This is a genomic window from Hyunsoonleella rubra (assembly GCF_042684665.1).
In the GTDB taxonomy this organism is placed as follows: Bacteria; Bacteroidota; Bacteroidia; order Flavobacteriales; family Flavobacteriaceae; genus Jejuia; species Jejuia rubra.
This window is the reverse complement of the sequence record NZ_JBHULY010000039.1, coordinates 178,215-190,712: the sequence shown is the minus strand read 5'-3', so window position 1 is coordinate 190,712 and position 12,498 is coordinate 178,215. Positions and strand designations below refer to the sequence as shown.

Annotated in this window: 6 protein-coding genes; all 6 read right to left on the bottom strand. The window is 37.0% G+C overall.

Annotated elements, in window-relative coordinates:
- Positions 1-3: 3 nt before the first annotated feature.
- The 6 genes from ACFSR8_RS15415 to ACFSR8_RS15390 all read right to left on the bottom strand — a co-directional run bounded on the left by ACFSR8_RS15415 (position 4) and on the right by ACFSR8_RS15390 (position 12,464).
- The gene (locus ACFSR8_RS15415) at positions 4-2,265 is read right to left on the bottom strand and encodes a glycoside hydrolase family 3 N-terminal domain-containing protein (protein WP_380293644.1); all 2,262 of its coding nucleotides are present in this window, start codon (positions 2,263-2,265) and stop codon (positions 4-6) included.
- A gap of 24 nt (positions 2,266-2,289) precedes the next feature.
- Entirely contained in the window at positions 2,290-3,606 is a 1,317-nt protein-coding gene (locus tag ACFSR8_RS15410) for a family 43 glycosylhydrolase (protein WP_380293642.1), read from the bottom strand.
- A gap of 36 nt (positions 3,607-3,642) precedes the next feature.
- The gene (locus ACFSR8_RS15405; RefSeq protein ID WP_380293640.1) at positions 3,643-4,617 is read right to left on the bottom strand and encodes a Gfo/Idh/MocA family protein; all 975 of its coding nucleotides are present in this window, start codon (positions 4,615-4,617) and stop codon (positions 3,643-3,645) included.
- 267 nt (positions 4,618-4,884) lie between these two features.
- Positions 4,885-6,744, bottom strand: a complete 1,860-nt coding sequence (locus ACFSR8_RS15400; RefSeq protein WP_380293637.1) for a DUF5060 domain-containing protein — start codon at positions 6,742-6,744, stop codon at positions 4,885-4,887.
- 11 nt (positions 6,745-6,755) lie between these two features.
- Positions 6,756-8,852 (bottom strand): BNR-4 repeat-containing protein, encoded by a 2,097-nt coding sequence (locus ACFSR8_RS15395; RefSeq protein ID WP_380293635.1) that lies wholly within the window; start codon positions 8,850-8,852, stop codon positions 6,756-6,758.
- Between the two features lie 78 nt (positions 8,853-8,930).
- Positions 8,931-12,464 (bottom strand): family 78 glycoside hydrolase catalytic domain, encoded by a 3,534-nt coding sequence (locus ACFSR8_RS15390; protein ID WP_380293633.1) that lies wholly within the window; start codon positions 12,462-12,464, stop codon positions 8,931-8,933.
- Positions 12,465-12,498 lie beyond the last annotated feature (34 nt).

The following is a 12,498-nucleotide window of genomic DNA, read 5'->3' as shown; positions in this document are numbered from 1 at the left end:
TTTTTATTTTACAAGTTTAAATTTAGTTTCTAAATAATCTTTTGAAGAGGTACCAAGCATAACGGTGTAATCTCCGGCTTCTAGTCCTTTTTGCATGTCCAGACGGGTGAACTCGAGCATTTTAGGTGTTATTTTGAATGAAACCGTTTTACTTTCCCCTGCATTAAATTCAATCTTTTGGAATCCTTTAAGCTCTTTGTCTGGTCTTGTAACAGACCCTATTTCGTCCTTTATATACAGTTGTACCACTTCCTTGGCTTTCATACTTCCGTTGTTAGTAACCTTCACACTTACCTCGAGTTCCGTATCTGGAGTGATTTCTCCGTTAGAAATTGAAATGTCTGAATATTCAAAATCACCATAGCTTAAACCATGACCAAACGGATACAATGGTCCTTTACCTAAGAACAAGTATTCTTTCTTGTAATTGATTTCCTTCATACTATAATGAAATGGAATTTGCCCAATAGACCTTGGAATAGTGACAGGTGATTTACCCGATGGCGACACTTCACCAAAAATAATTCTTGCGGTAGATTCGTCTCCAAACTCACTTAAATCCCAAGTATCCAGAATAGCATCGGCGTGCTCCGCAATGGCATTAATAGAAAGCGTTCTTCTATGCTTTAATACCACAATAACTGGTTTACCTAAGGCTTTTACGCGCTCAATCAATTCGTCCTGTGGTCCCACAGGATCTATCGTGGCTCTATCGCCTAAAGCATGGGTAAAGAAAGCTTCTTTTGATGTAAACTCATCGCCTCCCATAAATAATACAACAACATTAGAGCTTCTAGCAATGGATACCAGTTTATCTAAGGCCCTTCCATCTCTTGGCAACAATTTTGGCTCACCACCTGTTTCGTCTGTTAAATGAAACCCTTTTTCTGCAACAAATTTAATATTGTCGCCTGCTACAGACTCAAACATAGCTTTAGTATTCTCTGTTACAAGAGGCCCTAAAAGCGCAATTTTAGTCGGTTTTTTAGCATCAAGTGGTAACGTATTAGCTTCGTTTTTTAGAAGAATAATAGACTCCAGATCTGACTCTTTCGCTAATTCTAAAGACGATTCTGCTCTGTTTCCTTTCTCTACATCTTCTATATTAATATAAGGATTATCAAAGAGACCTAAAATAAATTTTGTTCTTAAGACACGTCTTACAGATCTATCAATTAATTTTTCAAGTTCTGGGTTTTTCTTTACCATTTCCGGAAGATATGAATAAGAATCCTCCGCATATAAATCGATGTCTATTCCTGCTTCCAAACCCATTTGTGCGGCATCCTCAGGGGTTTCGGCCACATTCATAAAATAGTGCAAACGTGCAATATCGTTTGAATCAGAAACCACATATCCTTCAAACCACCATTGGTCTCTTAAAACACCGGTAAGCAACTCTGGATTACCATGAGAGGCCACTCCATTTATATCACCATGCGAGGCCATAATACCTAAAGTTTTAGCTTCCTTAACCGCGGCTTCAAAAGGCGGGTATATTTCGTCAATTAATGTTCTTGGAGAAATTTCGATAGCTGCAAAGTTGGAGCCACCTAATACTTGTCCGTAAGCTGCAAAATGTTTTGTAACTGCACCAATATGGGTACCATTACCTAAACCTTCATAATTACCTTGCACACCAATAACGGCGTTTTTAACCATTTGAGTGGTTAAATACGTGTCTTCACCAAAGGCCTCGCTCATTCGCCCGAATCTTGGGTCGCGCACTAAATCCGCTTCAGGTGAATGGCACATATGCATCCCTCGTAGTCTTGCTTCTCTACCTACAATATCCCATTGGCGTTGCACCAATTCTGGGTTAAAAGATGCTGCAGAAGTCATTGGGCGTCCAAATCGAGTACAGCCTTCTGCATCTACACCATTATAGGATTCCGTAACGAACAATGCTGGAATACCCCACCGGTTATTTTCAATAATATATTTTTGAAGTTCGTTATTCATTTTTGCTGCCGCTACAGCATCAATATGCTCTCCAGGGTTTTTAATTCCTGCAATACCCAACTTTAATTTTTTAATAACTCGATCTGAAAGTTTTAATTTGCCATTAGCATCGGGTTTTGTACCAATATTGGCATGAAAAATTCGCATTTGCGCCACTTTCTCTTCAATGGACAACTTTGGAAGCAATGCTTCTACACGTTCGTCAATCGATAATGATGCATCTTTATAATCTTTGGAACTCGAGTCTTCCGTCTTGCAAGACGCCAGAATTAGGAGTACTGTTAAAAAAAGTAATTTCTTCATTAGTTTTTAAGTGTTTAAATTGGTTTAGTTTTTAAATTGAAAACGGTTTAACATTACAGATGCTTCACCTCTGAACACCAAACAAATAGTAATGTCATCGCTTAAGTTTTTAATCTCAAATTGTCTTTTTTGAAAAGTATAAATATCATTTTTGGGTATTTCTAATGTCGCTAATAATCTACCAGTAGCATTAGTATCTCTTAGTTCAATTGTACTAGCTTCACTTGCTAGCACTTCCAATTCTAAAATAGTTTTATCATCCAACCCTTTCACATTGGGGTAAACTACATAACTTTGATCTGCCATTGGTTGAATTGAAAACCCTCCCAAAGTGTTTTCAACTTTTTTGATGTCTTCGGCTTTAAAATAATCCTCTGCCTCAATACTCATATCGCCATCATAATTACCTACTCCAATACCATCTACCCGTATTGTGGCCATTTCGCCACTATCCCTGTAATGTACATAGCTGATAAAGCTGTCCCTAAAATAACGATTTCCTGTTTGACTGATATCGCAATATACATAGTACCATTGATTATGCCACTCAAAAAACGAGCCGTGACGACCTTGTAAAAATCCGTTAGGCCATGTAGGTGCTTCAAAACCTTCAGCAAAACTCGTTTCTTTTATGACCGAATCTTTATAATCATAAGGCCCATAAAGATTATCTGACATGGCATAAAAGCAACCCCAAGATAAATAATATTTTCCATTGTATTTGTGCAAAAACGGCTTATCGTCCGTTGGCATTTTTTTGTTGTTCCCATCTGGGTTATACGGTCCTCGTGGATTATTAATTTCGATTTTCTTCGGTGTTTCGGCCAGACTGATCATATCGTCATTCAGTTTAGCAATATAATAATCCCAAACACCAAAGATGATATAATGTTCTCCGTTATCTTCAAAAACGGCCATATCATATTCGTGAGTAGGCGTCAAATCTGAAGTTAACAATGGCCTTCCCAATACGTCTTTCCACGGACCAACAGGAGTATCACCCACTACCACACCTGTTTGTTCGTTTCCTTCGGAAAAATAAAAGTAATACTTCCCATTTCTATAGGCCGCATCAGTGGCCCAACATCTTGAAAACGCTTTACCGATATAGGTGTCTTTCGGACTTAAAACACTGCGTTTGGTCCAATTTACCAAATCTGGGGAAGACCACACCCACCAGTCTTCCATGATAAATTTGTCATTTTCAATAGATGTGTCATGCGAAGCATAAACATAAGCAGTGTCATTAAAAATATGAATATGTGGATCGTTCAATCCTACATTCTGCACAATAGGGTTTTGAGCAAAAATTGATGATACAAAACTTATCATCGCAATCATTAAAATTTTTGAAATTTTAGAATTTACTTTCATAAACTACTCAATTCCACAAAAGGTATCCATAATTTTAGTCACTACTGCGGCCTCTCCCACTGGGCATGGATTTTCGCTTTCTCCTAAAAAATAACCAACAACCTGTTCTATCATAGGTTGCTGTACATGTTTAGGGTTTTTAAACCTAAAAGTTTCGATTTTGTTGTTGTTGGTTTCAACGCTAATTTCATCGCTATAAAAAGAAAGCGTAATAGTGCCCTTTTTGCCTGTAATAGTACATCTATCACTATCTTCGGAAGCTGCAAAATTCCAACTGCCTTTAAATTGAACGCCGTTTTTAAATTCCACTTCACCTATAACCACATCATTTGAAGAAACACTACTTAAAACGTTGCCCTTTGATATTTTGGCAACTTCACCAAAATAATGATACATTAAATCTATTTGATGCGGTGCAATATCATGAAAATAACCACCACCCGAAATTTCAGGATTTAACCGCCAATTTTCATCGGTTTTGGCTATTAAACTTGCGTTTCGAGATTGTGCAATATCAATTTCTGCTAAGGATACTTTTCCAATTACATTGGCTTCTAACAATTCCTTAACCTTGATAAACAAAGGTAAATTTCTACGATAATGCGCTACGGTAACCTTTACATTGCTTTGGCTCACTATCCCTAAAAGCTCATCGGCCTCCTTACTATTTAGTACCATAGGTTTTTCTAAGTACACATTTTTACCGGCCTGAATAGCTTGTTTTGTATAGTTTAAGTGTGAAGAAGGCGGAGTTGCTATATATACAGCATTCACCTTTTTATCGTTAATTAACTCTGAAGCACTCGTTGTATAATTTGGTACATGATGTCGCGCGGCAAAATCCTTTACTTTTTCCTCATTTCGACGCATGACGCTAATTAAAGACGAGTTCTCTACCTTTTGAAAAGCAGGACCACTTTTAATTTCCGCAACATCACCACAACCAACAATTCCCCAATTGATATTTTTTAAAGCCATTTAATTAGAAGTTATCTCGCCGAAAGTAGCATTTTGCGCCCGAGATGGTGTTTTGTCCGATTTTAAATAATGTAAATTGATAAATTTATTGATTAAAACCTCCCTTTATGCTCGAGGGCAGAAGTCCTAAAGTCAATTTCAAAATAATAATGTTAAAGATAAAATTTGAAATCTGTAGACCTGTCCTGTACTGTGCGGTAATTGTTAAGGAAAAAAGAAAAAAAACTACTTTATATTGAACGAACAGACCATTTTAACCTAATTAGCTCAAATGGAATCCGTACTCACTAAAACCATCCAATCTTTATCAATTTCTGACGGTGGCTCTCCTAATTTAACTATTCCTGGGCCTTTGGCAGAAGAAACCCTGCCTTCTTGCAAATCGCCACCCTTCCTTGGGTCGAACCATTTTATTTTATATGAGCTAGTAGAGGCTCCTAAATCTAGGTTTATTTCACCTGCATTCGCTTCTGTATAAATAGCATAAACCTCCCCTTCCTTGGCTAAACAATAAGATATTTCTTCAGAAACTACTAAATCATCACGCGGTTCCATTTTCCAAAACGGGATATAATTATTGAAGAAGTATAATGCATATCTATTTTGATCCCAAAACAAATCGCGACTTCTAAAATCCTGACATGTTAAATCAGAATTGGGGCTGGCATAGCCAAAATACCATTCTACTCCGTAACCGCCTGCCATCAGCGTACCGTACATAGCCCTTCCTCTGGCATAATTATGTTCTGGATCTTCATCGTCCGGCAATAGTGCAATATTTGCTTTTCCCGGTTCATCAACGGCCAAGGCCCACTTTTTACCTGTGGCGTTTGATTTTTCTCGCCATTTTAAAACCCTTCCATGAACGTCGTTAAAATCTGGATGACTCAATTGCAAAGATGCTCCTGTTAAGGGTGATTGATCACCAATAAAATCGTAGTACCTATCGTCCTTATTCGGGAAGGTGTGCAAGACCAAATGACTATTATATGCGTCTAATTTTGAAACGTAGTCCGCTACCTTTAGGACTTCCTCAGTAGGTTGATTATTTTCTTCGCCTAAATTCCAGTTCATTGATAAGTGGTGCCCAAAACGGGCAATTAGCTCGCGGTAGTACAATTTACCTTCGGTACCAAACACACCCTTGTCCATTAAATGATCGGTTTCGGTTTCGTGGGTTTTAAAGTGCAAAAACATGCCTTTGGTCTCGGCATATTCAAAAATACGCTCCCATTGGTCTAGTTTAGAAACATCAAACCGTGTTTTGCGAAACATGGTTTCCCAAGCTTCTTTATTTTTCTTTATGCTAGCATAGGTTTCATAATCTTCAATCGGGACTTTCAATAAATGAGGGAAAATATTTCGGTCGTCTCCATCAACATTAAAAGTTAAAAAAGAAAATACATTTAATTCCTCACTTGCCAAATAGTTGATGGCACCTAAAAGGTTCCTTCCTTTGGTTTCTTGCCATAGGTACGGAACGGCACTATCATCAAAATCTTTAGTATGTGGCTCCCATGCTTTTTGAAAACCGAGTGCATTTGTGGACACGTCAAAATCAGTATAGGCGAGCAAATTCTCTGGGGCATCCACTCCCAATTTTATAAAATATTTTTGGCTGTCCGCAAACTTAAGGTATGACTCGCCGATATACTGTAACTTTCCTTTAGCTCTGTTATCATTGCCCGTTTTATCAGATTCTGCAATGGTAAAACTACCTGTTTGGCCATCCATAAAACCGGCACTTGAGGCATTGGTTACATCTTCTGCAATAGCAACATTTTCTCCTTCCTTAAAGGAAACGTTATAGGTCCATTCCCCAGTAACGTTGGGCGTAAAACGCACCTGCCATATATTACCTGAATCACTACTGGTTTCTGCCGAAATACCATCGGCAGCATAAAACCCTGGGATGACAAAAGTGTTTTCATCTTTTTTGAACGTTACATCCAGGCGATAGTTCAAAAATGGATTGTTAGCATCCATTTCACTAGTTTGTGGGCCTTCAAAATTAAGCACAATTCTGTGCCATTTTTTTAATTCACCATCTATTTTAGCATCTTTTTGTTGTTGACATGAACATAGAATAATGAGAAAGAAAAAAAGAAAAGTAAGTAGCTTATTCATTCTGTATTGGTTTATTCAATAACTATCTTTTTAATAAGTCTATTACTTTCATTTGATAATTCTAAAAAATAAATCCCTTGTGTGTGGTTTGAAAAATCTACTTTACTTTTAGAAACTCTTCCTCTTTGAATAATTTGGCCTTGAATATTTAATAAGTTATACCTAAGGTTTTGAATATTGGATTTAATATTGAAAACACCTTCACTAGGATTAGGGTAAACCAGTACTTTTTGGATATTAAAGTCGCTTGTACTTAAGGCTGACTTCAACTCAAACTCAATTTTATCAGGTTCGCTAGATAATGATCTTCTTTGTGTAAGTCTTACCGTATTCTCTCCTTGGCTTAGTGTTATATTGGGGATTCGAGTTTCTAAATACACATTCCAGTCAAAGGTTCTTGTGATTAAAACATCGTCATATAAAGTTCCGTTTATTTCAATATCCATAATGGAATCATCTCTATTTCTATTTGCCGCAAAAAGAATAAAATCATAAGTGCCCGCAGTGGTAACTTGAAATTTATGTTCTATAAACTGACTTGAAGCGAAAGCATCGATATATTCGCCTCCAGAAGCAGATGCGCCTGAGCCCACATTAATATCATTTGAAGCCGTGGTATAATCTTCGGCCTCTAGTGATATCAAAACTGGGGCATCAACTTCAGATAGTGTAAATTCTTGAAAATACAATGGGCGCTTATCACCAACTCCAGGCGTATTGTTTCCAGTATCTTCCATGAGATAAACATATAGTTTATTACCATCAACAAAAGCATCAAAATGTGCATAATTTGTACTTTCTGTACCTGCATAAACTATTTCCCAATTACTCTGATCCTCCAATGTTGTTTTGATATTTACCTTTCCGCCTAAAAGCTCTACCATAAACACATGATTTTTATAGCTATAAATTTCCCCACGAACTTGTGGATTTGGAATAAGTCCTCCTACGTCACTAGAAAAATTAGTATCAGTAGCCAACTTATAATAGTGCACATTTCTATTATCGACACGTTGCACAAAATGAATCGCACCATTTTCAGTAACTGTCCATGCTGGATCAGAAGACGATCGAGGCAATGAAGCTGTCCCATAATCATCACCTGGTTGTGCAATCTGAACTGGATCTAGATTTGGGTTAATATTATTTCGGATTGGTAAGGAAATAGAAGCATCATCAACATCAAACCAGGGTATGGATGCATTTGCAGGAATTCCGTTAGTGTACGCATAATATAATCCGCTATTTAACATATATCCGTTACTAGTATTGGTATCACTATTAGTGGAGTATCGTATAGAAAAACCAGAATAAAATTTGCCGTTTAAAAAACGTTCACCGCCGTACATATTATTCGTATTTGGTGAAGACAAAGTACCTTCATGAAACAACCAATTATCACTCCAAACACTACCATTATAGTGCGCTAAAAGTATATCTCCATTACCAGAGCCACCTTGCCTGTATCTGGCAATCAAACTTCCATCATCAGCTCTGTGGATCATCGGGTAAGTCATCCGCTCATAGTCCTCACCAGATTTTAAATAATTTCGCTTAGAGTTAAAAATATCAAGGGTAAATTCATTATCAGGCACAAAAGCTTTGTTTGCCATGGATACCGAATAATTAAAAAAATGATTGGGCAACGAAGATGACCTATAAGCATGCATGTCATATATAATATGAATGGTATTATCAATTGTACTTACGCCAATAGCCGCTGTATTATGAGAATCGCCACGTATACCTGTACCATTAAGAAGTTCCCCGCCTTGTCCAACATGTTGGTGTGGAAATTCAATAGTAACCCAATTGGAGTTTGAAACATTTAAGTTCTTTCTTGACAACATTAAATTACGGGTATCCATACCTCCTTTGTACCAAGTAACAAAGGCATAACCGTTAACAACATCTACACAATCGCCATGTGGTGTTATTCTTGGAGAAAACCTATAGTTTACAGTCCTAGTTCCTGCAAAATACAAACCGCCTTCACCATCACCAGACACTCTAGTTGAATTGTCTAATGCAGCAACTAATTCTTTTTGAGCTTCAACAAAAGAACAAAACACTAATAACAAACATAACCCAAAGTAACTCTTTTTCATTTTTATCTTTAGTAAAACTTACAAAAAAAGCCAGTAAAAACATAATCTTACTGGCTTTTTTTAAGTATTCATTTTCTTTTAAAATGAATTAATTTTAAGCTGAATAGTGTGCTTACCTGGTGACAACCTTATATACTCGAAAGCAGATGGCACCTTTTCTCCGTTGTGAATTAAATCTTTTCCATTTAAATCATTCAATGTAAATTCGGCTACCATATTACCAGGAATCTCGATTTCATAAGTTTGCAATCTAGCACCATTGTACTTGTAGCTAGCTTTTATTGAACCTCTAACCGTTGGTACAGTAATCTCACTTGATCTTAATTTACTCATTTGTGGTTTAATAGTAACAATGCCAAATCCTGGAGTTTTAGGTTTAATACCCCATAACCCTCTTGGTATCACATTAGCCGGAGCTGCACCCCATGCATGATTCCAATCTAAATTAACTTTATACTCATAATCCCAGGCTTCTAAACTAATTGTTGAGCCTATTCTGATCATATTGTACCAACTTCTTTTGGCTTCACTTGTTAATAATTCCAGTGCGTAATCTGCCTCACCCGCGTTGTACAAACCATCCATTAAAAATTGTGCGCCATAAACACTGCAGGCCATGCCTCGAGATTTAACATAATCTACAACAGAACTAAAGTGTTCTTCTGGAACAAGCCCAAATGCTAAAGGCATCATATTAGCGTGTAAAGATGCGTGGTCTGTACCAATACCATCTACATAAACACCACGCTCTTTGTCGAACATTTGTTCATTAACCGCTTTTTTAGCTTTTGCCGCCCTATATTCAAAATCCAAAGCTTCTTGCGTTTTTCCTAACAATGTAGCAAACTCAGCCATAATTTTCATATTCTCATAAAAGAAAGCATTAATAACTGTACTGTACGGTTTAAACACAAATCCATCGCGTTCTCCCTTTGTTTTGCTTCCTGCAAAATTCTTTGAAGGCCAATCTACAATATCAGTCAATGGTTTTTTATAACCTTTTTCGAACCCTAGCTTATACATAAACTCTTCGGTAACTTTTGTTGATGTTATTAAACCATCTTCATTAGAAAGTTCATAGAGGGTTTTATGCTTTAATGGCTCATAGTAACGCTCTATTAATTCCGTATTTCCGGTATACATATAATCTGCATAAATTAACAACGCTACATGCTGTTGCCATTCTGTTGGCCAAGTAGGATTCTTCATAAAATACTCTATGGTACGTCTCGCTATTGCGTATTCCCTATCGGTGGTGTAATGGCTTAACTGATTAAGGTATGCATCGGCTTCATAAGGAATGCGCTCTCTGTCGCCATCTACATATAAACCAGCAAAAGTGGTTGCTTTAATAGAGTATTTACAGAAATCCCAAACTTGGTTTAAAATATCATCATTACTTTCAAAGCTACTTGCATTATCATCCCAGTAGCTGGTGTATCGTAATTGTTCGAAGTCTTCTGCTTTTAAATCTGTCTGAGCGCCTTCAACTTCCGCATATCTAAACGGCTGTAAAACAGGCCATCCTTCTTGCAAAGGAATTGCTTTACTTGGCCCTTTCATACGCTTGTCTGGAACTGGGTTAATTTCTATTTGGTATTTTGTTTTTCCAGGTTTTACATCAACTTTTATTTCTTGATAACGAATGTTACTTTTTGCCGGAGGTGTTCTGTTTACATTCCCATTATCATCCAGCATTTCACCTATTCTAAGAGTCAAGGTGTGTGGTTCTTTAGCTGTGTAGTTGAAATCGATGGTTGCAAAAGCCGCCTTACCAAAGTCAATAAAGTAAAAGTCCCCTCTATTTTCGAATTTAACAGGGTTCACCTTGTCAATAAGGTATTTATTTTCAGTTGAAATGATATAGTTATCACTCTTACCGGTCGTAAACTTTTGAGCTTTAGAATAATCTACCAATCTGTTTTCTTGTTCCCAAATTCTAACTTTCCAATAGTAGCTTTTTCCAAGTTCTAAAGGACTACCTTCATACTCAACATCTGTTGATTTAGTTGAAGCTACTCGACCACTATCCCAAACATCTCCGTTATTGTTATCAATATTTTTTAGGCTTGAAGCAACCAATATCTGGTAAGCCCCTTGGAACTTAGACCCCAATGGCACTGTCCATCCAAACTCTGGTTTTAGATCAAAAATTTCAACGTCCGTTGAGGGTTCTCTTATTAACTCTACAGTTAACTCTGTGGGCGCCGCTCTGTATGCGTCGCTATTTTTTTTGCTCAACTCGTCAAGCTTAGCTCTTAACTTATCAGCTACGGCTTTATATTTCTTCTTGCCAATGAGGTTTTTAGTTTCCTTAGGATCCTTCTTTAGGTTGTATAACTCCTCAATGGATTTGTCGTTTACGTATCTAAAATACTTCCACTCCTCAGTACGCACGCCCTCACTTGGAGGTATATTTACAAAATCCCAAAGGTGCTCTATCAAAACAGTATCCCTACTCATCATATTGGTTTCCTGCTTAACGATTGGCAGTAAGCTTTTGCCCTGCCAAGTTTCTGGCGCTTCTACACCTGCTATATCAGCTATGGTTTGTGGCACATCAATATTAAGTACCATTTCCTTAATATCTTGATGTTTATTCACCCTAGGATCAAAAACAATTAAAGGTACACGAATTGAGTTCTCATACATGAGCCATTTTCCTGCAAACTGTCGCTCACCAAGAAAATAGCCATTATCACCCATAAGGATAATGACAGTGTTTTTATCAACACCTTTTTCTTTTAGTTTTTCTCGGATTTTCTTGATTTCTAAATCTATCCCAGAAATCATTCGGTAATATCCTTTTAAACTATGCTGATACTTTTCAGGAGTATCGTAGCGCCAAATCCAACGTAATCTATTAAAACCATCTCTTACCATTTTCGGTTGTGCCAAAAAGTATTTATCATCGCCTAGTTCTGGTTCTGGAATTGTGGTATCAACTAATAAATTATCGGTAGTATTTTGCCAGAAATATTGTTCTGGAGCACCATCATGGGCGTGGGGTGCACTAAAACTTAATGATAGACAGAATGGTTTTTCGTTTTTAGCATTTTTATCTATAAAATCTAATGCTTGTTGCCCGGTGTATCTTGTTAGATGAACCGTATCGTTGTCAATAGTTTTATAATAGTAGCCTCTGCGATCCTTAAAACGATTGTTTCTATCGTAATCATCATATTCATCAAATTGTTTTTCCTTACCGTTGTAACGCACACCATATTTACCGAAAAAACCAGTGTAATATCCATTGTTTTTTAATAGCGTTGGATAAGAATTGGCCATATATTCATCACGTATATTTCCCGTTTGGAAGTTATAATTATGCGTTCTTTCATGTAAACCTGTGAAAATACTGGCTCTACTGGCTGCACAAATAGGTGTTGTAACGATAGCCGAATGAAAATAGGTTCCTGATTTTGCTAAATTGTCCATCTCAGGAGTTTCAACAAATTTGTTGCCCGCGTAACCTATGGCATCAAACCGCTGGTCGTCTGTTAAAATAAAAATGATGTTCGGTTTATCGGAAGCGTTTTTTTGCTGAGCATTTAAAGGTGTAAAAACGTATAAAATGCTGAAAATAAGGATTAAAAAATTGTTGTTTCGCATGAGAATTTATGTTAAAATCTGATTTTTTGTATTT

What these genes read in the sequence shown, in the direction of transcription:
- ACFSR8_RS15415 (WP_380293644.1), bottom strand. Translation starts at nt 2,265, where the DNA reads ATGAAGAAATTACTTTTTTTAACAGTACTCCTAATTCTGGCGTCTTGC.
- ACFSR8_RS15410 (WP_380293642.1), bottom strand. Translation starts at nt 3,606, where the DNA reads ATGATTGCGATGATAAGTTTTGTATCATCAATTTTTGCTCAAAACCCT.
- ACFSR8_RS15405 (WP_380293640.1), bottom strand. Translation starts at nt 4,617, where the DNA reads ATGGCTTTAAAAAATATCAATTGGGGAATTGTTGGTTGTGGTGATGTT.
- ACFSR8_RS15400 (WP_380293637.1), bottom strand. Translation starts at nt 6,744, where the DNA reads ATGAATAAGCTACTTACTTTTCTTTTTTTCTTTCTCATTATTCTATGT.
- ACFSR8_RS15395 (WP_380293635.1), bottom strand. Translation starts at nt 8,852, where the DNA reads ATGAAAAAGAGTTACTTTGGGTTATGTTTGTTATTAGTGTTTTGTTCT.
- ACFSR8_RS15390 (WP_380293633.1), bottom strand. Translation starts at nt 12,464, where the DNA reads ATGCGAAACAACAATTTTTTAATCCTTATTTTCAGCATTTTATACGTT.